This window comes from Bacillus cereus group sp. BceL062 (assembly GCF_051780025.1).
Taxonomy (GTDB): domain Bacteria; phylum Bacillota; class Bacilli; order Bacillales; family Bacillaceae_G; genus Bacillus_A; species Bacillus_A toyonensis.
In genome coordinates this window covers 252,097-276,758 of record NZ_JBPWGY010000002.1, presented here as the reverse complement: position 1 = coordinate 276,758, position 24,662 = coordinate 252,097, and the positions used below count along the sequence as shown (strand labels likewise).

Below are 24,662 nucleotides of genomic sequence, written 5' to 3'. Positions count from 1 at the left end.
GAAGACCCCCCCCACTGATTAAAGTTTCACTTTATTAGAAAGTAGTACCTTCTTTTTTGTAATATTCTTTTGAAATCTCTTTATAAAACGCTGCCGATGTCGAATAGAAGTAAGGTGCTAACCATAAGAAACCGATTCCGATAGTAAGAATACTTAAAATGAACCAGCCAAGGAAACTTAAGCATAGTAAAAAGTAATCCATTTTATGTCCGTTCATCATACGGCGACTTTCAGTAATTGCTTGATTCGCTGTATATTCTGGATGATCATTCAAAATAAAATACGTCATAGAATAAGAAAATGATTTAATAATACCCGGAATAATAAGAAGTAATGTCCATAGAATTACGTATACATACATTAGTAAATATGTTAAAAATGCTTTCATAAACTTACTTCCATCGCTAAACCATCTAAATACATGACCAATACTAGCATTAGTTCCACGAATTACATTTAAAACTAGGTAATAAGCACCCGTTGTTAACGGACCGATAATAAGCATTGCAATAATAGTTACTGTAAGCGAATCACTTGCTTCTTCCCAACCCCAAAACATTGAGAAAATACCTGTGGTTAGAAATTCCACAGCTCCAATAAGAATTCCAATTAATAAGGTTGCTCCTACTGCTAATCCCCATTTTCCTTTTAATGCATCAAGTGCTTCTCTTTTCAACTGACTTATCATACATAGCCTCCTAATATTATTTCTACATTAGTATACCATTTATATCAAATATTTCACGAATTTCCCTGAAATAGAAGTATACTTCCTTTTTCCTGATACATATTCATTTATGTGCGCTGTAGTCCTCATATATGGATTGGACTAAAGAAAACTTAGTTCAATTGCAAACTACTCATTTCTCTATAAAAAAAGCCTGCCTATCATACTAGGCAAGCCTTTTTAAACTAATCCTCACTTATTCTCTTCTTATACCAATCCTGCATTCTCTCTGCATCTTCTACTCTCGTATGCTCTAATTTATAATTCGATGATGCACTAGAAAACTTATACGTACATAAGTCTACGCGGCGCTGGAAATATGATTGTGTCTTCTCCATTGATTGGACGTGTCTTCTTCTGACAAGTCCTGTATATTTTCCAATACTACGATACACAATTGTAATTTGTTCTCCGTTTACACCGTAACCATTTGTTTTAAATGTTGCGTATCCAAGTGTAAAGATGAGGATCGCGAGCGGTAATAATGCCCACATGATGTAATACTTTTCAAAGTATATGCTGATTCCCGTCAGCGGGATTGCTAGCATGGCGAAGAAGATGAAACTATCAATGAGATAGCGACGCAATGCTGCTTTTGGTAATGAAATAATGTTTGTATTCAGTTCGTATGGTAATTGTAAATGGGTGAGTAACTGTTGCACGCGATCTTTTCGAATGATAGGATGTAGCGTAACTTTTTCTTCTTTTCCTTCACTTTGAATGACTTCTACTTGCACAGCACAATAACCGAATGGTTGGCGTAATATACCTTCTTTTATCGTAATACCTTGAATGCGGTGTAACTTTAATACGAGTTCTTTTTTCTCAAGTAATCCTTGCGAAATACGGACTTCATCATTTTTTCGATTGACTGTGAAATCCCCATGTTTTAACGCATATCCAATTGTAGATATAATCCAAGAAACGACAAGTAAAATAGCTACCATGTAAATCCAGCCATATATATCATGATCCATAACATAAGACTCTACGCTATTTTTGATCCATCTCGGAATGTACTCGTCCACTTGGTTATAAACGAAAAATATTAAAGAGAATAATAATCCAAATTGACCAGATGTAATAGACGCTATTAAAATCTCTTTCCACGTTAACTTGTACTCTGTCGTTTGTTTTTCCTCTGTAATAATTTCTTTTCGTACTACTTCTTCTGATGTTTCTTCTACTTTTACTACCGAGGTTGGCTCATTTAACATTGTAATAAGCTTTGTTGCCTCTTCTACCGTAATACCAGCTAAACTAACTTCCGGCTCATTTCCTCCGCCAGCTGTTTCAATTTTAATTTTCTTTAGTCCTAACACTTGGTACAGCATGCCTGAACTTGTATTAATTGTTTGAACACGTTCTTTATTTAAGTAGCTCTCCTTCTTCACAAAGAGCCCTTCTTTAATATGTAATACGTTATTTTCGACCCAATATACTTTGTAGTACCAGCCTACGATAGCTGAAACAATCGTGATTACCGCAAAACCGATAGGAACTAAATACCAAAATGGAAACTTTCCTTTTAAACTAAAAAGAAAAATAATAAATGGTATAAAATCTGTTATTTTTAATTCTAATAACATCGTGATTGGATGCTGCCTCTTATACATCCTCATCACTCACTTTCGCTAATTCTGCGATTTTCGTTTTCAACATTTCTGCCTCATACATCGTTAAGCCTGGGATACTATGAGAAGTCGCCGCTGTTGAAATGTGTAATTCTGCTAATCCGTATTTCCTCATAATTGGCCCTTGTTCAATCGTAACGTGCTGCACACGAATCATCGGTACTAATACACGTTTTACGACGAAAAGACCGTGCTGAATTTCAAGTTCTTCTTCATTTAGTTGGTAGCTATAGTAACGTTGACGCAATTTCGGGAATGTAAAGTAATCAAACGGCGTATATACAATTGTTAATCCGATGAGCACATAAAAAATCCAAGCCCACCAATTAAACTTAATCATAAAGAAAAGATATGCCAAAATGACGATAATACTAATTCCTAACTCAATTAAGGAACGCGTTTTCCACACCTTGACCATGTCAGGGTGAATTTCATTTTTCAATGGATCCATGTAACCACTCCAAATCTAGTAATCTAATATATGAATACTCTCAATCTATATTTTACATAACTTTACAGAAAATTGAAATTTAATTATCTTTCTTCTCTGGAATAAAATATCCGAACCAAAGTAACCAAATGAAACCGATTAACTTCAGCCAACTTCCATCCGCCTGAAAAGCCTCTATCATACCTGGAATTTTATACACTCCAATGAATCCAAGAAAACCGAGCCACCAGTTTTTTTGCATTTTCACTTTTATTCCTCCTTTATGACGTTTTTCACATTTCGAATCCAAATTTCTTTATACTTTAACTGGAATCCCATGAGCATGTAGTTGCTCATATTATCGATAACGAGCGCTAACGTATGAGCATTCTCTTCTGTTGCATGTTGTGACACCATACCAAGTTCTACACCTTGCTTTAATAAATCATGAAATCCATTTAAAAACTCTTTTTGTATTTCAAATAAACGTTTCTGATACTTCTCATTTCGCGCCGCAGTTACGATAAATTCATTTATGACGCGTAATATACCTTCTTGTCCTTCATACTCAGACAACATATGTAAACCATCTGCAATTAACTTTTTTGCAAAATTTTCTTTCGTATATTGATCTTTATCGAAGTAAGAAGAGAAATGATACCCAGAAAAAATTTCTTCAAATAAAAAATCTACTAACGCTTCTTTAGAAGAAAAATGATAGTAAATGGCCGGTTTTGAAATACCTACCTCTTTCGCAATCATGGAAAGGCTCATTTTCTCAATACCGTGCTCTGCCATAAGTTTAAATGACGCCTCTACAATGTTCTGCGATGTTTGTAAATTCTTTGTCATACTGTACCTCACTTGTTTTTACTTACCGGTCGGTAAGTAAATTATAAAATGAAACGAAATGATTTTCAAGTTAGTTAGCGCTTTAGAAGGGGGTTATTGGTAAATGTAGAAAAACATAAAGTAAAAGCAATATATAACAATAAGGAGGATGTTCATATGGGACTTGGTGGTAGAGGCGGTAGCGGCGGAACTGGCGGCGGTGAAGCTGGACAAGCTGGTAAAAGCGGATTTTCATTCATCATTGTACTCTTTATCGTATTAATTATAGTTGGAGCTAGCTATAGTGGACTTGGCTTCTAAGAAAAGGCGTCCTACATTACACATGTAGGACGCCTTCTTTTTAATCCCTATTCAACAATCGCATACGATAACAATTCATCGTCACTTCTCCAAGTCTTTGCAGTAATTGATAGTTCGCATATGCGCCGACCGGGGCACCGATTATCGGTACGAGCTGAAGCATTTTTGCTAAATCGATATAGTCTCGGTACTCTGTTTGGAACTTTTCCCAGTCCATATGATTTTCTTCTTCTGTATCCCACGTTTCGATGGCTTTCCATATTTCTTTTCTATGATCATCACTTGAAAAGGCGAGTTGGAAAACGTGAAGGATAAAAAGGCGCTCTTCTTTGTTACTCGTATCAAATCCGTACAACGTTGCTGCATCGAATAAAAATTTAATTTTAATGCCGAGTAAAAGCGGAAAGTCAGCAAGGCCAAGGAGAATACCACCAGCTCCAGTCCCTGCTCCTTCCGCCGCCGCTATTTTTTTGTACTCATCCATTTTTTTGCGTACTTCATCGTCACGTCTTTGCAGTGACCATGTCGTCTCTTTTAATTTCGGCTTTATAAAGTTTGATCCGGCGCTGATCGTTTGCACCATCATACGAATCGTCTCTGTTAACACCTTTTGTACTTTCGCCGGAATGAGCTGTTGTACTTTCGTCTGCACTTTTTTGGAGAACCGTGTCATCATAGAAGAATCTTTCATGAATGTAGCTTTCCACTGCTCCAATTCTTTTATAACCTTCTCTTCATATGTAATCATAGGTTCATTCCTTTCAATTTAAACGCTCAATGCGCTTCGCCCCGTATTGGTAAACGAAACCGATACTAAATAATATGCTTACGATAAGTAAAATTCCTGTCATCATGAAATCTTTCGTTGCTAGTGCAAATATAACTGTAAAGATTACGCTCCCGATGATTAGAATCGCGTTTAATAAAGTAAGAAAATCTTTCTTCTTTTCATCTACCTTTACTGGATACAAATCAAGCCAAATTTTCATGCGGTGATGTTTCCATAAAGTTAATAGCTGATAGCCGATTAAGTATAGGAAGATAAAACTCACGATGAATCGTCCATATAAAAATGGAATGAAGTAAAGAATAACTCCTCCAAGAGCGAGCAAACGCACATATAATCCAAAATAGTTACCTGATCTTAAAAATGTTCTCGTATATAAGTATAAATATGTACGCTTTTCGCCGATTATCGAAAGAATGAAATCAAGCCATTTCTTGCGGGATACTCTCTCTTTTAATGCTGGTACATCAACGAACATATTCGCAATGCGGTACAGTAACATCATCTTTTTACCTTCTTCAGAAATTAAATACTCCCAGTTCAGCGGCTTCCCTTTCACCATTTGATGCATGATAGCAAGGTATAACACCATGAATAGAACAATTCCGCCAATAAAAAGAACTGAAGTACGTTCTACAAGGAAATATACAAATAAACCGTTTAAGATAAAACGTATGAACCAATCCGCCTTTTGTACATTTTGATCTGTTAAAAAGGACTTTTCCCACGCTATAAATAAATTCCAAGCTTTCACAATGACAAACGCGATTACAATCCATATGTAAGCCGCTCCTGTTTGCTTCATTTGCTGGAAGTATAACGGGGCAAGCGCAGCTGCTACGATTGCGATTATGTATAACTGAATCATAAACGTAAAGAGAAAGGCCTTTGTGAAGTAAGGCTTTAGCTTCTCTTCAACTGGCAGTAAGTAAACAAGGTCTGCTTCTTTTAATAACGTTTGCATTGATCCAGCTGTTAAAACTAGTCCAATTAACACTGCCATCACGAGCGCAGTTGGAAACGAAGGTGTTAACGTTTGTAACCATTGTTGGTAATAATACGCTCCCGCACCGATGATAAACACGAAAATAAATTTCAAATGATCGTTAAATACGTATTTACTATATGTACGAACTTCTTTTAGAAAGTGACGAAATCGTTCTTTCCATAATGCTGTACTATTCATAATCTTCTTCCTTTGTTAAGGCAATATAAATATCATCTAACGTTGCACCTGGCATATTAAACTGTGATTGCAGTTCAGATAATGTTCCCATCGCTCTTACTTCGCCTTGATGTAAAATAATGAACGAATCACAATAACGCTCTGCCGTCGCTAAAATATGTGTACTCATTAAAATACCTGCGCCGCTCTTTTTCATTTGATCCATCATTTGAAGTAGAGATTGAATTGCTAACGGATCCAGTCCAACGAAAGGTTCGTCTACTATGTAAAGAGATGGCTCCACTAAAAATGCACTCATAATCATTACCTTTTGTTTCATCCCTTTTGAGAAATGAGATGGAAACCATTTTAAACGATTTTTCATACGAAATTCTTGTAATAGTTGTCCTACACGTTCTTCGTACTGTTTTTCATCGACACCGTACGCCATCGCTGTTAATTTCAAATGCTCTTCTAGCGTTAGCTCATCATATAATACCGGTGTTTCTGGAATGAATGAAAAGCTAGAACGGTACGCTGTCATATCATCACGAATTGTTTTCCCATTAATTGTGACAGTTCCTTTTTTCGGTTCCATTAAACCGATAATATGTTTAATCGTCGTACTTTTACCAGCCCCATTTAAACCGATTAAGCCGACAAGTTCGCCTTTATTAACAGAGAACGAAACGTCTTTTAATACAGGTCGTTTCGTATATCCTCCTGTAACATTTTCTACACGCAATAACTCGCTCATATGACACCACTTTCTTCATTAGTATTCATTCTATATTCATCTTACCAAAAATTGCTCTGTACTACATAGTATCGATGTGTTCAAAAAAAATTTAAATTTGTTAGCATATATTTTTCCGAAAGCGGACATCATAATTAGTGAAGAAGGAACACATTGAAAAAGCAACCACCAATTGATGAGTATAACAACATAGTGAAGTCATCATGAAATGGGGTGTCCATGTTGGACAATGAAATTTACACATAACCAGATCATTTGTTTCATTTTCGAAACGGGGTGTCTCCGAAAGAGCATATACTGTTTTAAAAAATAAACAATTTCATTTTAAAAAGATTGCAATTCATTTCACTTGAAAATGGGGTGTCTACGGCAGAAACTTTAGCCGATTTACCATGCATTTCTTAAATAAATGGGGTGTCTGCGAAACGTAAATTACGATAATGCTTTTTCAATCCCTCTTCAGAAAACAGGAAGCTGACTCAGCTTCCTGTTTTTCGTGTTTGTTCTCTTATGTAATTATGGTAAAATACGGCTAAGGATATTTGAAAGGATGAGATCAATGAATCATACAGCAGACAATTGTATTTTTTGTAAAATCATTGACGGGCAAATCCCTTGCTCAAAAGTATACGAAGATGAACATGTGCTTGCATTTTTAGATATTAGTCAAGTAACAAAAGGACATACTCTTGTTATTCCGAAAGTTCACAAACAAGACATTTTTGCGTTAACGCCAGAAATCGCATCACACATTTTTTCTGTCGTTCCAAAAATCGCAAATGCGATTAAAGCAGAGTTTAATCCAGTTGGCTTTAACCTACTTAACAATAACGGTGAAAAAGCTGGACAAACTGTGTTCCACTTCCACCTTCATTTAATTCCACGCTACGGTGAAAACGATGGTTTTGGTGCCGTTTGGAAATCACACCAAAATGAATATACAATGGAAAATTTACAAAACATCGCAAGCACAATTGCAAATAGTGTGAAATAGTGACACTATAAGAAGACGTAATACATAACAAGCCGATTCCCCGAAGTGATTACATATTGCAAGGCTTGTTTCTTCACTCCATATACCGGGGTATACTTTTCTGTGCATAGCGCACTTACAAGAAGGAAAAGTTCTCTTTTCTTTCTCTTGTTTTAAAGATATGCATACTATTTCACATCATGAATACGAACGAAAAATAAGGAGGTCTCTTTTTATGTCAAAAGCTAAATCCTTTATTACAGGTGTCCTTTGCGGCGGAGCAGTTGCTGGATTAGCAGTTCTTTTCTCTACTCCTTCTTCTGGCAAAGCCATGCGCGGCAAGTTAAAAGAAAAAGGAAATGATATTAAAAAGACTTTAGCTGATATTACAGCTGATACAAAGTTATTAAAGCGTCAAATCGTTGAAACTGCTTCAGAAGGTAAAGAAGTGTTTCAAGAATTAAAAGACGACATGCAAGACACGCTTTCTAACTGGAAACAAGATATTTCTCAAAACAAGCGCCATATTGAAAAAGAAATTTTGGACATTCAAAAGTCAATTGAGAAACTACAAGAAGCTGTTCCAGAAAAAGCGTAAACAAATTCCTGCTTAGTTTTTGCATATAACAAATATTTTTTATATAAATTGACCTTAACACGGCATATCACATAGATATGCCGTGTTTTTATGCATTTACAATATATGTTAGCCATTAACATGTAAGGACAACACATGTACTCACGACTCATAAACCGCTTCCATAGTTATGCATGATTTGTATAGAATGTCATTTTTTTAAAAAATTTTCACAATTCTCACAAAAAGACTTTATTAATTTTTATTTTACTGGCATAATAGATAGTAATGAAAAAGAATGTTAAAGTGGGTGAGTAAATGAAAAGTGGAGAAAAAGATTACTCGGTAAAAGAAGCGATGATTTTCAGCCAACGCATTGCTCAATTATCGAAAGCGTTATGGAAATGTGTAGAGAAAGATTGGCAAATGTGGATTAAGCCTTACGATTTAAATATTAATGAGCATCATATTTTAACAATCGCTTATCATTTAAAAGGGGCTTCTATTTCTGAGATTGCTAAGTTTGGAGTTATGCACGTATCAACGGCGTTTAACTTCTCGAAAAAGCTTGAGGAACGCGGCTATCTTGTATTCTCGAAAAAAGAAGATGATAAACGAAATACGTACATTGAAATTACAGATAAAGGGGAAGAATTACTACTTCGCTTAATGGAGGAGTATGACCCTGAAAGTAATTCAGTGTTTAATGGGGCTCTTGCACTTCGTAATTTTTATGGGAAGTTCCCAGAAAATATCGAGCTGATTGCTATCTTACGCAATATTTACGGACAAGACTTCATCGATATTTTTGAGAAATCATTAGAAGATATTGAGGAGAATTTTACGGAATCCGATCAGAAGTTAGTTAAGAAATAATCTATTTATTTTTTCGCACTCATGCGTAAGAATTCATTCATAAGTGGGTTAAATAAACCTTGTTTTGCTAGCGCTTCCGCAGTTTCGTTTACTTCGAGCTGATGTGGAAGCGCTTTTTCAAATTGATCTAACAGCGCATCGAACAATAAAAGGCCTTCTGCTTTCTCCGCTACATATTGTTCGTTCAATGTTTCACAAAGTTTCAGTATACGTTCAATATCTTTTTTACGAGCTTTTTTCTTTATGATTAAAGAATAAAATGGACACTTTTCTTCATCAATCATTTTAAATAATAGGTCTACGTAGTATTCAGCTTGTTCTAATCTTCTAACAACGTCCATTTTCTCCCTCACTTTCTAACACAAAGTCTTCTATTTCTGAATTTTATAACACGAACAAAATATCGTATGATACAATATATAAAGTATATGTATTTTAGCCAAAAGGAGGTCTCGCCTCATGACACTTATAACAGTTGTTTTTGTCGCATTCGCACTTCTTGTTATATTTTACACGAATTTCATGACACATACACTGTGTGAACGAAAACAAATAGCTGCGAGCCGCCAGCCCGGTGTCTTTCGGGTTATTAATGTATGTATAACAATTTTATTAATTTCTAGTTATATAGAAATTATATTTCATGGAAAGTGAGGAAGGAAAGCCCCTTCCTCACTTTTTTCCTCTATAAGCAAATTATACCTACTATAACCAATAAAATAAACAGTACAAGTAATAAAATAAGTTGAGAATTCATCCCCATCCCCTCCTCTATTCTGTATATGCGGCATCCGCCCAATATGGTACACTTTCAAAATCTGACACGATATGGTTAATTTTTCTTTATCAATATGAAAACGAGTCGAAATATGATATATTAAATTTTGTACATATTGCTTATACTATAGAACAAATAACATTCATCAAAACTTTATCCTCAGCCTCGGTAAGCCCTGTTAAGCGCGCTTTACCAATATAAAAAGCAAAAGTATCAGTGAGACTTAATCGGGCTCTTATGAACTTAAGTTCATTGGTGTAGGATAAATTAAAAATACATAATAGTAGGAGTGTTTATTGAATGAAGAAAGCTATGCTTGCCTTAGCCGCAACAAGTGTAATCGCATTATCAGCATGTGGAACATCATCATCAGACAAAGTTGTTACTTCTAAAGCTGGTGATATTACGAAAGAAGATTTCTACAATGAAATGAAGCAAAAAGCTGGTAGCCAAGTCTTACAAGGTATGGTTATGGAAAAAGTACTTATCAAAAACTACAAGGTAGACGACAAAGAAGTAGATAAAAAGCTCGATGAAACGAAAAAACAAGTTGGTGATCAATTCGATACACTGTTAAAACAACAAGGTATGAAAGAAGAAACATTTAAAAATATGTTACGTGCTCAATTAGCTCAAGAAAAAGCAATTGAAAAAACAATCACTGATAAAGAACTAAAAGAAAACTACAAACCTGAAATTAAAGCAAGCCACATTCTTGTAAAAGATGAAGCTACTGCGAAGAAAGTTAAAGAAGAACTTGGACAAGGTAAATCTTTCGAAGAGTTAGCGAAACAATACTCTGAAGATACTGGTTCAAAAGAAAAAGGCGGAGACTTAGGATTCTTCGAACATGGTAAAATGGTTAAAGAATTCGAAGATGCTGCTTATAAACTGAAAAAAGATGAAGTAAGCGAACCTGTAAAAACACAATTCGGTTACCACATCATTAAAGTTACAGACATTAAAGAGCCAGAAAAATCATTCGAACAATCTAAAGCTGACATCAAAAAAGAACTAATTGCGAAGAAAATGCAAGATGGCGCATTCATGAATGATCTTATGATGAAAGAAATCAAAAAAGCTGACGTAAAAGTTGACGATAAAGATTTGAAAGATCTTTTCGAAGAGAAAAAAGCTGACGAGAAAAAAGAAGAAAAGAAATAATAAAAAGCTTGGGCTTAGCCCGAGCTTTTTTGTATGTTCTCTCTTCGCGGTACATTACGTCCAGATTCGGTAAACAAAATTATATGATTGCTTCTCCGATTCTACAGATAGGACAACGTTTTTTTCGTTTTATCGATAGTGCAAAATCTTAGTTACTTTTACATAATCTTCATTAACGAAAGTTTATTTTGTCATTCGTTTAACTAAAACCATCTTTTATGCATTTCACTTAAAAATATTTCTGTAATTTTAAATCCAGAACTTTCTCCTATAATAGAGTCAATCCCGCAATGCGGACAAACTGCTGTGTTATCATCATCCCACCACTCTGTAATTTTTTCTGGATTAAAAATTTCTAAACAATAAAAACAACCACATATAACATCCTTTTCTAAGCTCTTTCTATTAAGAGAACAAAAACGATGTGCTTCCTCGAAATATTTTTCCATCAGTCTCCCCCTATTCCTGATTTTCTTTACTTAGATCCACCTCGGCAAAATTGCAATTCTTTCTTAAAGAAAAGCAAAAAACCCTCGATTCACGAAGCATGGAACCGAGGGTTTATCTCATCATTATTGATTAAATTCAAAAACTATGTTAAATTAGTACAGAAACGCATTCTTCAAAAACAAAAGAATGTATTTATCCGTATCTTAATTGTACAACAAAATCTATTTTCAGTCAACCTCTATTTTTCACTTTTAAAGGAGTGCTACCGTATGAACAAAAAACTTGATCTAGAGCAAAAACGATTGGATACCGTAATCGAAACGATTACGCAGCAAATTGATAAACTGGAAAACGAAACTGGCAGACGCCGGGCAGAAGTAATCCATATTCGTAAACATTTCTGGGATGACGTGAAAGTGAATACTGATACTTTTGATGATTATCTTGAAACAGTTATCAACTTAAGACAACAAGCTCAGTCACTAGCTGTCACACAAATTACCCATAAGCACACCTTTAATCGACTTGCCGCATTAAGACGTATGCATAAAGCACCTTATTTCGGACGAATTGATTTCAAAGAAGAAGGAGAATCTGCTGCAGAGGAAATTTATATCGGCGTCGCCACGCTTACTGATGCTAGCGGAGAAAACTTCCTCATATACGACTGGCGTGCACCTATTTCGAGCGTTTATTACGACTATCCACCAGGACCAGCTGAATACAAAACACCAGAAGGCGTAGTTCGCGGTAATGTGGAGAAAAAATTACAGTACATTATTCAAAATGGCGAGATTGATTCTATGTTCGATACGAGCCTTACAATTGGCGATGAAATTCTGCAACAGGCGCTTGGAAAAGGTACGAATAAACATATGCAAAGTATCGTCGCTACGATTCAGCGCGAGCAAAATGAAATTATCCGTCACGATGAAGGGCGACTACTTATCGTGCAAGGAGCTGCTGGTAGTGGTAAAACGTCAGCTGCCCTGCAACGTATTGCCTATTTACTATATAAATATCGCGAATGGCTAAAAGCGGACCAAATTATTCTCTTCTCCCCTAACTCTATGTTCAACAGTTACGTATCTAACGTACTGCCAGAACTCGGCGAAGAAAATATGCAGCAAGTCACATTCCAAGAATATTTAAACCATAGACTAAGTAAATCGTTTGATGTTGAAGATCCTTATGAACAACTAGAATATATGCTAACTGAAACGAATAGCCCTGCTTATAAAACGAGAAATGCGAGCATTCGATTTAAAGCATCTACTCAATTTTTCGAGATGATTAGAGCGTACAGACAATCTCTTGAATCTTCAGGCATGCTATTTAGAGGAATGAAATTTAGAGGGAAATTGATTGCCTCTGCTAAAGAAATTACAGAGCAATTTTATAATACGGATTCCTCCCTCCGCTTCCATAATAGAATCGAGAAGTTAACGGATTGGCTAAACAAACAAATAGACGCAATCGAAAAAACAGAACTGAAAAAGCCATGGGTAGAAGAAGAAATTGAATTACTTAGTAAAGATGAATATCAAAAAGCTTATAAATACTTACAGAAAAAAGGCGAGTTTGAAGATAACTCCTTTAATGATTATGAGAAAGAAACGAAAGTACTTGGACGTATGATTGTCCGTAAAAAATTGAAGCCGTTACGTAAAGGTGTTCAAACATTACGTTTCATCAATTTTACAGGCATATATAAACAACTCTTCACAGATGCATCATGGGTTACTGGAGAAAAGCCGAAAGAATGGGACGACATTTGCTCATTAACTGTGAACATGCTTGATGAAGGAAAATTATATTACGAGGATGCGACTCCATTTTTACTTTTAAAAGAACTAATTGAAGGCTTCCAAACGAATAGATCGATTAAACACGTACTCGTAGACGAAGCGCAAGACTATTCTCCGTTTCAGTTCGAGTTTTTAAAACGTCTCTTCCCTGCCGCAAAAATGACAGTGCTCGGAGACTTTAACCAAGCGATATTTGCCCATGCGAGTGAAACAGTGAACTTCAATACACTTACTAGCTTATACGGACCCGATGAAACGAACGGCATCAACTTAACTCGTAGCTATCGTTCCACAAAACCGATTATTGAATTTACACGCGCTCTCGTACCGGAAGGAAAAAACATTAACGCATTTGAACGTGACGGTGAGAAGCCTACAGTAACGAAAGTAGCGAATGATAGCGAACTGCACGACTGTATTTCTTCCAAAGTTGCTGAACTTCAAAAACAACAGCATAATACAATCGCAATTATATGCAACTCCGCAGCTGAAAGTGCCGCTGCCTACGAAGCACTTAATCATATCGAGAATATTAAACTCGTGAAAAGTAACTCCGCCGAGTATGAGCAAGGTATTGTCGTGATCCCGGCTTACTTAGCGAAGGGTATAGAATTTGACGCTGTTATTATTTATAATGCTTCTAAAGATGTGTACAGTGATGAGAGCGTTCGTAGATTGTTTTACACTGCTTGTACGCGAGCTATGCATGAATTACAACTTTATAGCGTTGGCGAGGTTAGTCCTTTTATACTCGGGGCTGCTTCAGAGAGCTTTGAACTTATTACAACACCTTGATACGAATCAAGGTGTTTCTTTTTATGCAGGATTTACAACTTTAAAATAGAATATATCATTTTAGAAAAAAATAAGGAGTGGGAAAATGAATCATTATTTCATTGCTATTTATGACGGTGAGTTTCCTACCGAAAAATTACATACCATTTTACAGTCTAATCCCATTTTTAACGACCTGAACATCCGTACCATTTCAATCTCATCACCAAGCCCCTTCACATTAGTAACTGGAGAAGAAAACCATGCACTCACAACTGGACTTACAGATAAATACCACTTATTAACGAAGGAATTACAAGCACTTGAGCAGCAAGAAAAGTACTACTACGTATACGATTATAAAATTAGAAAGACCATCGAGAATCCTACCGAAAAATGCTTTCCATTAGCAAAAATCAATATAAGCGTTACGAATTTCCATCCGATGATTCAAAAAGTAAAAGATTTAAAACGCCCTGTATTTGCAGGGTATAAAATCATTTCTCATGATTCGGATATACTGACAATTGATGTACTTCTTTCTTCTCATTTATTAGATCCTAACACTTCTGAAAAAGATGCGGAAGAGTACGCCTATTTACAACAACTAGTTGAATCAATCTCTCGTTTTGAATTATGTACTTTTATTGAAGCAAGTTCACTTATTTAAACAAAACAAGAGGGATATTTATCATAACCCTCTTTTGCTATCTATTTACGTTTGTACTTAATCAAAATAGTGAATTCTTTTTACATATAACAAACACACCTTGATTATCATCAAGGTGTTCTCTTCATTCTAAATGACATACCCTTACGGCGATATACACTTAGTACGATTCCCATTAAAAGCGCATAAAATACAGTTGGTGTTAATCCATAACTAATAAAAGGTAAGGATATAGCAGTAATCGGTAATAAACCTAAAATCATACCAACGTTATAAAGGAATTGCACTACGAAAAGAGTCATGCCTCCAATGAGAAGCAATTTACCATACCGGTCATTTATTTTATAAGATATGACCACTAACCTTATTACAAAAAGAGAAAGAATCAAGAAAAGAATCAGTGCTAGCACATATCCATAATAATAAGTCAAACTTGCAAATACAAAATCAGTATGGGCAGCAGGGATTGGCTTTATATTTTCAGATGCGCCAAACCAACCTGTTGAAGACATTACCTCTTTTAAACGTATATACATAAATCCTTCGCCACCTGCATCATGCCCAGGATTTAAATACCCTAAAATTCTATCTACTTGATATTCTTTTACTGAGAATAAACCAACGAGAGTAAATAAACAAATTGTTACAACAGTAATAACCAATGCCTTTTTCTTCCCTAATTTACTCCACCAAAGCATAACGAATACCATCGTGATATAGATAAAAATTGGCGAAAGCATCGATATGGTTAAAAATAAATATAAAGAAAATAAATATAAAATTAGAAGATGCCTAATCTTTAACCTACCGTTATTGAAAAAAGAAGCCCCGGCTAATAGAAAGAATGGTACTGCCATTAAGCATCCAGTGGCAACGGGATCAATTTTTATTAACGCTTCTCCATTCATTAAATCATTTGAAAAATACCTTGGCAGTACCAAAGTGAGTACCCCAATTGTATAAAACAACCATCCAAATCTCTCTAACTTCCGATAATCAATCAGCATCATCCCTACAGCTGTTGCAACACCGAGAATAACAAAAATCACCTTATTCATTAGTAAATCATTTGTATGTCCAAAAGCTAAAACAGGCAAGAACCCTAATCCCATCGCAATTACTAATAAATTTATAAGGAACCAATCAACCTTTGGCTTATGTAGTTTGTTAAGCTCCTGCCCTAATTTAATCGGACTTCCCATTTGCTCAACAGCCTTATCTTCAGCAACTTCCTCACTTAATCCTTTCTCTACCCACATATTCTTCGCCTGTTTTAAGTGAAAATCTAGTTCCGCTGCTACTAAGTCCTTCGCTTCTTTTGATTTAATATGGTTCGTAACTTCCCTTAAAAAATGCTCCCCTTTTTTATTCAATTTTTTCTCACTCCTGTACTAATCCTTTTAATATAAATCGTGCCTTCGTAGCATTCTTCTCAGCCTTTCGCAGCATCTTGTTTCCTTTATCATTTAATTGATAATATTTAGCTCCTTCGTAATCCCAGCTAGATTGGATAAAGCAATTCTGTTCTAGACGATGTAATAAAGTGTATAGAGATCCTTCATCACCTTCGAATTTTTGAATTCCTCTCCCACGTAGTAACTGCATCAATTCATAACCTGTTTTTTCATTCATAAGAAGTTGCAACACTGCTAAAAGGATATCTTCTTCCTTTTCGGACGATTGATTGATTTTTTCGCGCACCCGCTTTCGATGCTGATCAGAAAAACTCAAATGTTTAAAAGTTGTATTCTCCATTGATTTTCGCAAGCCTTTTAATCGATCTTCCATTTGATTATTCCTCCAATCCTTCCTTCAATAGTTCCTTCGCTTTTTTCAGTCTTGTTTTTATCGTGTTTTCCTTCACTTCTATTACCTTAGCAATCTCTTTAATTGATAATTCTTCATAATAAAATAGATAAATTACTTCTCGATATTTTATCGGTAAATTCATTACTGCAGAAGCAAGCCTACTATCCTCTGCATTTTGAATAACAGTTTGTTCCACACTTTCTTTTTGACTCTCCATATACGTAAAGTCATCCTCTGTAACGATAACTCTTTTGTTATACCAACTTTTTAAATAGTCCTTACAATGATTAATCGCAATTCTCCATAACCATGTTTTCACATTCGAATTTCCTTTATATGTATGAAGAGATTTATAGCATTTCACAAATATATCTTGCGTTAAATCCTCCGCAACCTCTTTATTATTCACATATGAATACACAAGCTGTAGGACTTCTTGTCCATACTTGTTCATTATTTCGTCGATAAGGTCCTCCTTATCTTCTATTTCAAACGCTTCTATCGTTAATTCATCCACATCATTTCCTCCTTCCCATATATTAGACGACGCACTGTATGGAAAAGTTTTATAAATTCATAAAAAAATACGGCTGGCAATGTCCATACCGTTTTTTATGAATTTTTATTTGCTTATTGTCCCCACGCACTAATGCTCTGCTTAAAGACAGGAATTTTCATCCATATATCTTGTTCCCTATTTTAAAACATAATACAATTAAAATGTAACTTAATAAGCTATAACTAGTAGGTGTGGTAATCATCTCTTCCATTTTGAAAAAAGGGGGGAGGTGATAAAATGATCGCGATGTTTGTAATCAAATTAGTGTATGGTATCCTAACCGGAGCTGGCGTTGTCATCGGTAGAAGATACGTCGGTCCGTGGCTAATTTCTGTATACAAAAAAGCGAGAACCACCCTGCTTCGTGGAAAAGGTAAGGGCGGTTCTCGGCTAAAACGTTAATGTAATTGTCTTATAACCGCACCTACTACCACCACAATAGCAAGTTAGGTTACAAGGGCAGAAGTTTCTCAGGCTTCTGTCTTCTTTATTTTATGCAAAATTCATACTATATACTCTATCATCATTGTAACACATTTTATTTATTTTTAGTCAAGAGAAAAAACCACCTAAAGGGCTCCCCTTCAGGTGGTTCTCTATTTTACGCTAACGCAGCTGCCTGTTCTTGTTGATCTACAGGAATTACAGCGTCTGTTAATGCTTTTTCTAGTTCAGCTGTATATTTCATTTGTTCTTCTTTGCTCCAGCCTAGTTTCGCAGCCATGTAGTTGATTACTGCTTCTTTCCACTCATATACCCAGTGGATGTTGAAGAATACAGCACCTCTGCGGCGTACGAAGAAGTCTACTGGTTTTGCTGTCATTTCGTAATCCATTGCGTATACAAGTGGGATTAGAACGTCAAGCGGCATGTTATATTCTTTCGCTTCGTCTTTATGTTTTTTCGCTAAGTCGAATAGTACGTCAACGTTAGAGCCGTAGAATTTCGCGAACTCTTCTGCTTGCGCTTTCGTTAAACCAGATTTCGTACCTTCGTCTGCTTTTTTCGCAACGAATGCTGGGAATCCGTGTGAACCATCTACATGTCCACCAGAGATTGGCATATGTTTCGTGTCACTCTTCGGATATGCACTATGACCTTCTTTTTGTAGTAAGTTTGTTACATAGTCTACTACCATTTCAGCCATTTTGCGGTATCCTGTTAATTTACCACCAGCGATTGTAATTAAACCAGATTCAGAAGTCCAAATTTCATCTTTACGAGAAATTTCAGATGCATTTTTACCTTCTTCATAAATTAATGGACGTACACCAGCCCAGCTTGATTCAACATCTTTTTCCGTAATTTTCACGCTTGGGAACATGTAGTTAATCGCATTAATAATGTATGTGCGATCTTCTGTTGTCATGTGTGGTACAGCTGCATCTTTATCATAGAACGTATCTGTTGTACCTACGTATGTTTTTCCGCCGCGAGGAATCGCGAACACCATACGTTTATCTGGTGTATCGAAGTAAATTGCTTGACCTAATGGGAAACGTTTTTGATCAATTACTAAGTGAACACCTTTTGATAACTGAAGTACTTTTCCTTTTTTCGAGTTATCTTTTTCACGAAGTGTATCTACCCAAGGACCAGCTGCGTTTACAATTTTCTTACCGTAAACTTCGTACACTTCTCCGTCTAGTAAATCGATTACACGTACACCGCATACTTTTCCATCTTTATATAAAAAACTGTCTACTTTTGCGTAGTTAACAGCTTTCGCACCATGCTCAATTGCTTCTTTCATTACTTCAATTGTAAGACGCGCATCGTCTGTACGATATTCTACGTAGTAACCGCCGCCTTTTAATCCTTCTTTTTTCACAAGAGGCTCTTTGTTTAATGTTTCTTCACGGTTAAACATTTTTCTGCGCTCGCTTCGTTTTACACCTGCTAAGAAGTCGTATACACGAAGACCAATTGATGTACTGAATGATCCGAACGTACCGCCTGTATGGAACGGAAGTAACATCCACTCTGGTGTTGTTACATGGGGACCGTTCTCATATACGATCGCACGCTCTTTCCCCACCTCTGCTACCATTTTCACTTCAAGTTGTTTTAAATAACGTAGACCACCGTGTACAAGTTTCGTAGAACGACTTGATGTACCTGCTGCAAAGTCCTGCATTTCAAACACAATTGTTGATAACCCGCGTGTTGCCCCATCTAATGCAATACCAGAACCAGTAATACCTCCACCAATTACGATCACATCTAACTCTTGTTTATTTACTCCGTTTAATACGTCTTTACGTTGTTTACTTGAAAATTTCATGGTAATTCCTCCCTTTGATAACGAAAAAAGAGACCACGAACTCCGCTATAGATTTCGCCTCTATAGCGTGTTGTGGTCTCTCCAAATCTCCTACCGAATTATTAACTTGTCATCATTATAACACTGTTTATGATTATTTGAAAGCTTTTGTTGCTTCAATTGCTTTTTTCCATCCAGCATATAGCTCTTCGCTTGTTTCCGCTTCCATCGTTGGTTCAAAGCGTTTGTCCATATGCCACTGCGCTTTAATTTCATCTTGGTTTTTCCAATATCCAACCGCAAGACCTGCTAAGTATGCTGCACCTAAAGCTGTCGTTTCATTGATCACTGGACGCTCTACAGGAACTTCTAAAATATCACTTTGGAACTTCATTAAGAAGTTATTCTTAACTGCTCCGCCATCAACGCGTAATGTATTTAGTTCGATACCTGAATCTGCTTCCATTGCACAAAGTACATCTTTCGTTTGGTATGCTAAAGATTCTAGCGTCGCACGAATGAAGTGCTCTTTCGTCGTACCGCGTGTTACGCCAAACATAGCGCCGCGTACTTCACTATCCCAGTAAGGTGTTCCGAGTCCTACGAATGCTGGTACAACGTATACACCATCAGTTGATTCAACGCGTGATGCGTACACTTCACTCTCACTTGCATCTTTAAACATGCGCATTCCGTCACGTAACCACTGAATTGCAGAACCTGCTACGAAAATACTTCCTTCTAATGCGTAGTTTACTTTACCATCTAAACCCCATGCAATTGTTGTTAATAGACCGTGCTCAGAAGCTACTGCTTTTTCACCTGTGTTCATTAACATGAAGCAACCAGTTCCGTAAGTATTTTTCGCCATACCTTCACTGAAACAAGCTTGTCCAAATAATGCTGCTTGCTGGTCACCAGCTACACCTGCAATCGGTATATTTTGACCGAAGAAGTGATAATCAATTGTTTCACCATATATTTCAGATGATGGACGTACTTCAGGAAGCATGCTCTTTGGTACTGTTAACATGTCTAGAAGCTCATCATCCCACTGTAAGTCGTGAATGTTAAACATTAATGTACGTGATGCATTTGAGTAGTCTGTTACGTGCGCTTTACCACCAGATAGTTTCCATACAAGCCACGTATCAATTGTTCCGAATAATAACTCGCCGTTTTCTGCTTTTTCTCTTGCACCTTCAACGTTATCTAAAATCCATTTTACTTTCGTACCAGAGAAGTATGCGTCAATTAAAAGACCTGTTTTTTCACGAACCATTTCGCTATAACCTTTTTCTTTTAACTCATCACAAATCTCCATTGTTTGACGAGATTGCCATACGATTGCGTTATAAATCGGTTTACCAGTCGTTTTATCCCATACTACCGCTGTTTCACGTTGGTTCGTAATACCGATACCTGCGATTTGCTCTGGTTTTACATCCGCTTCACTTAAGCAAGTTGCGATAACTGCTAAAATAGATCCCCAAATTTCTTGTGCATTATGTTCTACCCAGCCTGGCTTTGGAAAATGTTGTGTAAATTCTTTTTGAGCTGAATGAACGATTTCCCCTGCTTTATTGAAAAGAATTGCGCGTGAGCTAGTTGTTCCTTGGTCTAATGAAAGAATATATTTTTTCATATCGGTTTCCCCCTATGCTACTTTTCTATTATTTGTAGTGCTTCCACTTTTTTTACTTGTCATATATGAGATTGCTAGTACAACAACAGTTGCAATAATTACATAAATAAGTGCTGAATTTTGTTTTCCTTCAAATACAACTTGATGGAATAAACCTGCAAGTGATCCACCTAAAATCGGACCAACTACCGGAATCCATGCATACTTCCAGTTTGAACCGCCTTTTCCTGCAATCGGAAGGAAGAAGTGTGCAATACGCGGACCTAAATCACGAGCCGGGTTGATTGCGTATCCTGTTGTTCCACCTAATGATAAACCAATACTTACAATTAAGAAACCTACGATAAATGGATTTAATCCATCTGCAAATTTATTTGCTCCAATTGCTAATATACCAAATACTAAAACGAATGTTCCAATCATTTCACTTAAAAGGTTTGCAAATGTGTTCGGAATTGCTGGGCCTGTTGCAAATACGCCTAACTTTGTTCCTGGATCTTCTGTTTCTTTCCAATGTGGTAAGTAGTGTAAATATACGATAATTGCCCCGATAATTGCCCCAATCATTTGTGCTGCGATATAACCTGGTACGTCACTCCATGGGAACGCTCCCTTAAATGCTAGTCCTATCGTTAAAGCTGGATTCAAATGTGCCCCACTAATTGATCCAACCGCATACGCTGCGACCGCTACTGCTAAGCCCCAGCCCATTGTAATTACAATCCAACCAGAATCTTTCGCAAACGACTTCTTTAAACTTACACCAGCACAAACGCCGCCACCAAGTACGATTAACAACGCTGTCCCTATTAATTCCCCTAAAAATGCTGACATAAAATCCCTCCACAATCAATTTAAATGCTTTCAAATGTGATAGAGGTAAAATGAATGGCCATTCGTTTTTTTCAAAAGAAAAAGATCCACAGCTTACACGCTTCTATATAAAAGTATATAGAAACAATGAAATGTGGATCTCTTCTTTTCTCCGTCACGTTTATTAACTTGTCTATAATGTTAACCGTTAATGAAAGCGGTGTCAACAGAATCTTTTCACATTTTCGTCACTTTTTTTGGTAATGTTTCCATAATTCTTTTTTCGATGTCGTAATCGCTGTCGCACCAGCATGTAAAGCTCTTTCAACATCCTCCACAGTACGAATAAAACCACCCGCTAAAATCGGTACACCTGTACGCTCTTTCACTTCAGCGATCACATCCGTTAGCGCACCAGGAAGCACCTCTATATAATCCGGTTTCGTCTTTTCTAACAAATTACAGCTCTTTTCCATCGCACTAGAATCAATCAAAAAGATGCGTTGAATGGAGACGACACCCTTTTGCTTCGCCTTCATAATTACGCTCGCCTTTGTTGACAATAACCCGTACGGTTTATATTCTTGGCATAAAAACTCCGTCGCATGCCCATCACTTTGTAACCCATGGATCAAATCAACATGTAAAAACACCTTTTTACCGTGTTGCTTCGCGAGTGAAACAACACTCTTCAATTGACCAACATGAATATCTAAAATAACAATATATTCATACGAACTATGTAATAGCTTTTCCAAGTCTTTAATTTGCCTCACTGCTGGCAAAATCTTTTGTTCATGAAATTCCATTCTAAATGTCCCCTTCTTTATATCATCCTATCCTTTATAGTACACAATTTATATGAAAAGAACAGCTAGTGTAGGGAATTTCTTTCAAACCTTTCCTCTATTTATATATTTTCTTCAACTTATCAGAAACCGTGCCACCTATAATCATTAATATAAGAGGTAGAAAGTTCATCACATACGGTGCGTCTGCTACAATTGTAACGCTCGCTCCTGCAAACTTATTTAACATCCACACAATGATTTTTGTAACAAACAAAAATACGCCCATCATAAATAAACTATCAAAAAACACCTTCCATTTTGGATATGCCAATTGCTTACTATCTTCAATAACTTTCTGTGTCAACTCTTCATCACTCCTCAATAGCTCATCAATCGTAATACCGAACAAATCACTTAAATGAATAATAATTTCAATGCTCGGATAGTTCTTTCCCGTCTCCCATTTCGAAACAGATTGCCTACTTACATGAAGTTTTTCAGCCAAATCATTTTGGGACCAATTCCGTTTTTCTCGTTCTTCTTTTAAACGCTCACTAAAGATCATACTGTGTTTATCACCTCTCTACGCCTAGTATGGTCAAATAAATGATGAAGAGTAAAGCTAGTTATCGTTGCATTAACCTACGCAACTTATGCGTTACACCTTAACATAGAGCCATTGCGCACTTTATGTCATGCAAATTTTTTATACTTTTCTTCTATAATAATTTCCCGAACAATAAAAAGAAGAGAAACTAAACTCTTTTCTCTTCTTCAAAAGTTTCTATTAAAGTAATACCGAATCTTTATCACTATCCTGATTACGTTTCTCACGCTCTTCTTCTAAACGTTTCATATATACTTCGCCTTCTTTTTCGATAAACTCATTATCCATCTCTTGCTCTTTTTTTGAAGTATATAAAACCATGTAACCACTTAGTACAATCCCAACAATTACAAGATAAACCCACCATGGTAAAATTTCCAAATCACTTCATTCCTTTCCTTAGACAAGCCTTATTAGTTTCACTGTATGAGGAAAGAAGTGGATTTATGCTTAAAAACTTTTTATTGTGGATACTTTGAGAAAAATGCTTGTACATATTCCATAAATTCGATTGGCTCTTGGCGGAACGGAGCATGGTATCCTTTTTCAATAATATGAAATGTACTATTTGTAAATAACTGATGATACAGCTCACCGTTTTTCCAAGAAACGCTCTTATCATGTCGTCCCCATATAATTAAAGTCGGTACTTTAATTTTATCGGCCTCCATCGCAATGCGGCGCTCTCTCATTTTCGTAAGCTGATCGTAATGCTCTTTATCATCACGACTATTTTTCACTTCATTTTTATTATAATCCGTAATCTCTGTTACAGTTTGAAGATCCGTTGATAGGGGCGGCACTTCATAACTTTCTTTTTGCTGGAAAGACTCGATTCCTGTAGAATCCGCCAAAACGAGATGTGTCACTGCGTCCGGATATAAATACGCTAAATTAAGGGACATCTCTCCCCCCATCGAATGACCAAGTACCGCAAACTGATCGTATCCGAGCTTCTTCATTAACTTATAATATAAATTCACTTGCGCAGGAAACGAATACTGAAAATCAACCGGCTTAGAAGAACGCCCAAATCCTAAAATATCAACTGCAATAATCGTATGATCTCTCGCAAGTTCCGGATAAATATCACTAAACCCATCTGAAGAACCACCAAATCCATGAAGCATAAGTAAAGGCGGCTTCCCCTCACCAATTTGCTTAAAGTAAATCGTCTGCCCATCAATCTGTGCCATACTCTCTTTCGTATTCAGCTTCATCATAACAGTATCTTTCACTTCTCTAACCTTCGCAATCGGCTTATCGACGAAGTTACATACTACTAGCAAAACGAGCACAATACCGCTAATCATATAAAACTTAAACCGTTTCAAAATTTCCGTCTCCTTTCTCATGTTGCTATTTAAAGTTTTTACATTTTTTGGTTGTTTTATGATTGATTTTTTAATTGTAACTAAATCAGTTACAATTATATTAAAAAAATATAACTCAT

The 24,662-nt window shown here is 36.3% G+C and carries 29 protein-coding genes; 9 read left to right on the top strand and 20 right to left on the bottom strand.

The features are described 5' to 3' along the window. Positions 1–34 precede the first annotated feature (34 nt). The 5 genes from ACS2MN_RS06650 to ACS2MN_RS06630 all read right to left on the bottom strand — a co-directional run bounded on the left by ACS2MN_RS06650 (position 35) and on the right by ACS2MN_RS06630 (position 3,643). Positions 35–688: a DUF975 family protein gene (locus ACS2MN_RS06650; protein WP_346994076.1), complete on the bottom strand. Its 654-nt coding sequence runs from the start codon at positions 686–688 to the stop codon at positions 35–37. A 224-nt stretch (positions 689–912) separates the two neighbouring features. Next, a complete protein-coding gene (locus ACS2MN_RS06645; protein ID WP_000278185.1) occupies positions 913–2,343 on the bottom strand; it encodes a PH domain-containing protein in 1,431 nt (476 codons plus the stop codon). Beyond that, a complete protein-coding gene (locus tag ACS2MN_RS06640; protein ID WP_000371349.1) occupies positions 2,336–2,812 on the bottom strand; it encodes a PH domain-containing protein in 477 nt (158 codons plus the stop codon). Before ACS2MN_RS06640 ends, ACS2MN_RS06645 begins: the two co-directional genes overlap by 8 nt. A gap of 79 nt (positions 2,813–2,891) precedes the next feature. Further along, positions 2,892–3,059 carry a hypothetical protein gene (locus ACS2MN_RS06635; RefSeq protein WP_000783814.1) on the bottom strand — a complete coding sequence of 56 codons (168 nt, stop codon included), beginning with the start codon at positions 3,057–3,059 and terminating at the stop codon, positions 2,892–2,894. A 2-nt stretch (positions 3,060–3,061) separates the two neighbouring features. Beyond that, positions 3,062–3,643, bottom strand: coding sequence for a TetR/AcrR family transcriptional regulator (locus ACS2MN_RS06630; RefSeq protein WP_000164843.1), 582 nt, complete (start codon positions 3,641–3,643; stop codon positions 3,062–3,064). Positions 3,644–3,799: 156 nt separating this feature from the next. Here ACS2MN_RS06630 and ACS2MN_RS06625 point away from each other — a divergent pair, with 156 nt between their 5' ends. Next, the gene (locus ACS2MN_RS06625; protein ID WP_080595660.1) at positions 3,800–3,943 is read left to right on the top strand and encodes a YjcZ family sporulation protein; all 144 of its coding nucleotides are present in this window, start codon (positions 3,800–3,802) and stop codon (positions 3,941–3,943) included. 40 nt (positions 3,944–3,983) lie between these two features. On the opposite strand, the gene ecsC is transcribed toward ACS2MN_RS06625, so the two are convergent. The 3 genes from ecsC to ecsA are packed head-to-tail and all read right to left on the bottom strand — an operon-like array spanning position 3,984 to position 6,652. After that, complete coding sequence (gene ecsC, locus ACS2MN_RS06620) at positions 3,984–4,691, bottom strand: ecs operon protein EcsC (protein ID WP_000634139.1); 708 nt, start codon at positions 4,689–4,691, stop codon at positions 3,984–3,986. A gap of 13 nt (positions 4,692–4,704) precedes the next feature. Then, a complete protein-coding gene (ecsB, locus tag ACS2MN_RS06615; protein ID WP_001089113.1) occupies positions 4,705–5,916 on the bottom strand; it encodes an ABC transporter permease EcsB in 1,212 nt (403 codons plus the stop codon). Continuing rightward, positions 5,909–6,652 (bottom strand): ABC transporter ATP-binding protein EcsA, encoded by a 744-nt coding sequence (gene ecsA, locus ACS2MN_RS06610; RefSeq protein ID WP_001292604.1) that lies wholly within the window; start codon positions 6,650–6,652, stop codon positions 5,909–5,911. Before ecsA ends, ecsB begins: the two co-directional genes overlap by 8 nt. A gap of 559 nt (positions 6,653–7,211) precedes the next feature. Between ecsA and ACS2MN_RS06605 the strand changes: the two genes are divergently transcribed. The 3 genes from ACS2MN_RS06605 to ACS2MN_RS06595 all read left to right on the top strand — a co-directional run bounded on the left by ACS2MN_RS06605 (position 7,212) and on the right by ACS2MN_RS06595 (position 9,078). Beyond that, positions 7,212–7,646 (top strand): HIT family protein, encoded by a 435-nt coding sequence (locus tag ACS2MN_RS06605; protein WP_001016840.1) that lies wholly within the window; start codon positions 7,212–7,214, stop codon positions 7,644–7,646. 214 nt (positions 7,647–7,860) lie between these two features. Beyond that, a complete protein-coding gene (locus ACS2MN_RS06600) occupies positions 7,861–8,223 on the top strand; it encodes a YtxH domain-containing protein (RefSeq protein ID WP_000030306.1) in 363 nt (120 codons plus the stop codon). Positions 8,224–8,520: 297 nt separating this feature from the next. Further along, positions 8,521–9,078: an HTH-type transcriptional regulator Hpr gene (locus ACS2MN_RS06595; protein ID WP_000834919.1), complete on the top strand. Its 558-nt coding sequence runs from the start codon at positions 8,521–8,523 to the stop codon at positions 9,076–9,078. A gap of 5 nt (positions 9,079–9,083) precedes the next feature. Here the strand turns inward: ACS2MN_RS06595 and ACS2MN_RS06590 are convergent, their stop codons facing one another. Further along, a complete protein-coding gene (locus ACS2MN_RS06590) occupies positions 9,084–9,419 on the bottom strand; it encodes a DUF1878 family protein (protein WP_000383648.1) in 336 nt (111 codons plus the stop codon). Positions 9,420–9,537: 118 nt separating this feature from the next. On the opposite strand from ACS2MN_RS06590, the gene ACS2MN_RS06585 reads away from it, so the two are divergent. Both ACS2MN_RS06585 and prsA read left to right on the top strand, forming a co-directional pair. After that, positions 9,538–9,732: a hypothetical protein gene (locus ACS2MN_RS06585; RefSeq protein ID WP_000172690.1), complete on the top strand. Its 195-nt coding sequence runs from the start codon at positions 9,538–9,540 to the stop codon at positions 9,730–9,732. Positions 9,733–10,156: 424 nt separating this feature from the next. Next, on the top strand, positions 10,157–11,020 hold the full coding sequence (gene prsA / locus ACS2MN_RS06580; RefSeq protein ID WP_000710079.1) for a peptidylprolyl isomerase PrsA: 864 nt from the start codon (positions 10,157–10,159) through the stop codon (positions 11,018–11,020). 203 nt (positions 11,021–11,223) lie between these two features. On the opposite strand, the gene ACS2MN_RS06575 is transcribed toward prsA, so the two are convergent. Then, a complete protein-coding gene (locus ACS2MN_RS06575) occupies positions 11,224–11,469 on the bottom strand; it encodes a hypothetical protein (protein ID WP_000417113.1) in 246 nt (81 codons plus the stop codon). 270 nt (positions 11,470–11,739) lie between these two features. Between ACS2MN_RS06575 and helD the strand changes: the two genes are divergently transcribed. Then, positions 11,740–14,073, top strand: coding sequence for an RNA polymerase recycling motor HelD (gene helD / locus ACS2MN_RS06570; protein WP_087949061.1), 2,334 nt, complete (start codon positions 11,740–11,742; stop codon positions 14,071–14,073). An 85-nt stretch (positions 14,074–14,158) separates the two neighbouring features. Next, positions 14,159–14,722 carry a hypothetical protein gene (locus ACS2MN_RS06565; RefSeq protein ID WP_346994075.1) on the top strand — a complete coding sequence of 188 codons (564 nt, stop codon included), beginning with the start codon at positions 14,159–14,161 and terminating at the stop codon, positions 14,720–14,722. Between the two features lie 110 nt (positions 14,723–14,832). On the opposite strand, the gene ACS2MN_RS06560 is transcribed toward ACS2MN_RS06565, so the two are convergent. Genes ACS2MN_RS06560 through ACS2MN_RS06550 form a run of 3 tightly spaced genes read right to left on the bottom strand, consistent with a single transcriptional unit; the run spans position 14,833 to position 17,048 of the window. Further along, positions 14,833–16,095, bottom strand: a complete 1,263-nt coding sequence (locus ACS2MN_RS06560; RefSeq protein WP_346994074.1) for an FtsW/RodA/SpoVE family cell cycle protein — start codon at positions 16,093–16,095, stop codon at positions 14,833–14,835. Positions 16,096–16,102: 7 nt separating this feature from the next. Then, on the bottom strand, positions 16,103–16,510 hold the full coding sequence (locus ACS2MN_RS06555) for a PadR family transcriptional regulator (protein ID WP_000390175.1): 408 nt from the start codon (positions 16,508–16,510) through the stop codon (positions 16,103–16,105). A gap of 4 nt (positions 16,511–16,514) precedes the next feature. Beyond that, on the bottom strand, positions 16,515–17,048 hold the full coding sequence (locus ACS2MN_RS06550) for a sigma-70 family RNA polymerase sigma factor (protein WP_087949063.1): 534 nt from the start codon (positions 17,046–17,048) through the stop codon (positions 16,515–16,517). A 279-nt stretch (positions 17,049–17,327) separates the two neighbouring features. Between ACS2MN_RS06550 and ACS2MN_RS06545 the strand changes: the two genes are divergently transcribed. Further along, positions 17,328–17,492, top strand: coding sequence for a hypothetical protein (locus ACS2MN_RS06545; protein ID WP_000561154.1), 165 nt, complete (start codon positions 17,328–17,330; stop codon positions 17,490–17,492). A 199-nt stretch (positions 17,493–17,691) separates the two neighbouring features. On the opposite strand, the gene glpD is transcribed toward ACS2MN_RS06545, so the two are convergent. From glpD to ACS2MN_RS06510, 7 genes are all read right to left on the bottom strand, one after another. Next, entirely contained in the window at positions 17,692–19,374 is a 1,683-nt protein-coding gene (gene glpD / locus ACS2MN_RS06540) for an aerobic glycerol-3-phosphate dehydrogenase (protein ID WP_000672820.1), read from the bottom strand. Positions 19,375–19,507: 133 nt separating this feature from the next. Then, positions 19,508–20,998 carry a glycerol kinase GlpK gene (glpK, locus tag ACS2MN_RS06535; RefSeq protein WP_346994073.1) on the bottom strand — a complete coding sequence of 497 codons (1,491 nt, stop codon included), beginning with the start codon at positions 20,996–20,998 and terminating at the stop codon, positions 19,508–19,510. 12 nt (positions 20,999–21,010) lie between these two features. Continuing rightward, positions 21,011–21,832, bottom strand: a complete 822-nt coding sequence (glpF, locus tag ACS2MN_RS06530) for a glycerol uptake facilitator protein GlpF (protein WP_001272191.1) — start codon at positions 21,830–21,832, stop codon at positions 21,011–21,013. Between the two features lie 227 nt (positions 21,833–22,059). After that, positions 22,060–22,620: a glycerol uptake operon antiterminator GlpP gene (gene glpP, locus ACS2MN_RS06525; protein WP_000394289.1), complete on the bottom strand. Its 561-nt coding sequence runs from the start codon at positions 22,618–22,620 to the stop codon at positions 22,060–22,062. Between the two features lie 97 nt (positions 22,621–22,717). Further along, entirely contained in the window at positions 22,718–23,167 is a 450-nt protein-coding gene (locus ACS2MN_RS06520; RefSeq protein ID WP_000577659.1) for a helix-turn-helix domain-containing protein, read from the bottom strand. A gap of 222 nt (positions 23,168–23,389) precedes the next feature. Next, positions 23,390–23,590 carry a sporulation YhaL family protein gene (locus ACS2MN_RS06515; RefSeq protein ID WP_000404439.1) on the bottom strand — a complete coding sequence of 67 codons (201 nt, stop codon included), beginning with the start codon at positions 23,588–23,590 and terminating at the stop codon, positions 23,390–23,392. 80 nt (positions 23,591–23,670) lie between these two features. Then, positions 23,671–24,543, bottom strand: a complete 873-nt coding sequence (locus ACS2MN_RS06510) for an alpha/beta fold hydrolase (RefSeq protein ID WP_000819490.1) — start codon at positions 24,541–24,543, stop codon at positions 23,671–23,673. Positions 24,544–24,662: the final 119 nt, after the last annotated feature.

Coding starts and splice junctions, on each gene's coding strand:
- ACS2MN_RS06650 (WP_346994076.1), bottom strand. CDS start 688: ATGATAAGTCAGTTGAAAAGAGAAGCACTTGATGCATTAAAAGGAAAA.
- ACS2MN_RS06645 (WP_000278185.1), bottom strand. CDS start 2,343: ATGTATAAGAGGCAGCATCCAATCACGATGTTATTAGAATTAAAAATA.
- ACS2MN_RS06640 (WP_000371349.1), bottom strand. CDS start 2,812: ATGGATCCATTGAAAAATGAAATTCACCCTGACATGGTCAAGGTGTGG.
- ACS2MN_RS06630 (WP_000164843.1), bottom strand. CDS start 3,643: ATGACAAAGAATTTACAAACATCGCAGAACATTGTAGAGGCGTCATTT.
- ACS2MN_RS06625 (WP_080595660.1), top strand. CDS start 3,800: ATGGGACTTGGTGGTAGAGGCGGTAGCGGCGGAACTGGCGGCGGTGAA.
- ecsC (WP_000634139.1), bottom strand. CDS start 4,691: ATGATTACATATGAAGAGAAGGTTATAAAAGAATTGGAGCAGTGGAAA.
- ecsB (WP_001089113.1), bottom strand. CDS start 5,916: ATGAATAGTACAGCATTATGGAAAGAACGATTTCGTCACTTTCTAAAA.
- ecsA (WP_001292604.1), bottom strand. CDS start 6,652: ATGAGCGAGTTATTGCGTGTAGAAAATGTTACAGGAGGATATACGAAA.
- ACS2MN_RS06605 (WP_001016840.1), top strand. CDS start 7,212: ATGAATCATACAGCAGACAATTGTATTTTTTGTAAAATCATTGACGGG.
- ACS2MN_RS06600 (WP_000030306.1), top strand. CDS start 7,861: ATGTCAAAAGCTAAATCCTTTATTACAGGTGTCCTTTGCGGCGGAGCA.
- ACS2MN_RS06595 (WP_000834919.1), top strand. CDS start 8,521: ATGAAAAGTGGAGAAAAAGATTACTCGGTAAAAGAAGCGATGATTTTC.
- ACS2MN_RS06590 (WP_000383648.1), bottom strand. CDS start 9,419: ATGGACGTTGTTAGAAGATTAGAACAAGCTGAATACTACGTAGACCTA.
- ACS2MN_RS06585 (WP_000172690.1), top strand. CDS start 9,538: ATGACACTTATAACAGTTGTTTTTGTCGCATTCGCACTTCTTGTTATA.
- prsA (WP_000710079.1), top strand. CDS start 10,157: ATGAAGAAAGCTATGCTTGCCTTAGCCGCAACAAGTGTAATCGCATTA.
- ACS2MN_RS06575 (WP_000417113.1), bottom strand. CDS start 11,469: ATGGAAAAATATTTCGAGGAAGCACATCGTTTTTGTTCTCTTAATAGA.
- helD (WP_087949061.1), top strand. CDS start 11,740: ATGAACAAAAAACTTGATCTAGAGCAAAAACGATTGGATACCGTAATC.
- ACS2MN_RS06565 (WP_346994075.1), top strand. CDS start 14,159: ATGAATCATTATTTCATTGCTATTTATGACGGTGAGTTTCCTACCGAA.
- ACS2MN_RS06555 (WP_000390175.1), bottom strand. CDS start 16,510: ATGGAAGATCGATTAAAAGGCTTGCGAAAATCAATGGAGAATACAACT.
- ACS2MN_RS06545 (WP_000561154.1), top strand. CDS start 17,328: ATGATCGCGATGTTTGTAATCAAATTAGTGTATGGTATCCTAACCGGA.
- glpD (WP_000672820.1), bottom strand. CDS start 19,374: ATGAAATTTTCAAGTAAACAACGTAAAGACGTATTAAACGGAGTAAAT.
- glpK (WP_346994073.1), bottom strand. CDS start 20,998: ATGAAAAAATATATTCTTTCATTAGACCAAGGAACAACTAGCTCACGC.
- glpF (WP_001272191.1), bottom strand. CDS start 21,832: ATGTCAGCATTTTTAGGGGAATTAATAGGGACAGCGTTGTTAATCGTA.
- glpP (WP_000394289.1), bottom strand. CDS start 22,620: ATGGAATTTCATGAACAAAAGATTTTGCCAGCAGTGAGGCAAATTAAA.
- ACS2MN_RS06520 (WP_000577659.1), bottom strand. CDS start 23,167: ATGATCTTTAGTGAGCGTTTAAAAGAAGAACGAGAAAAACGGAATTGG.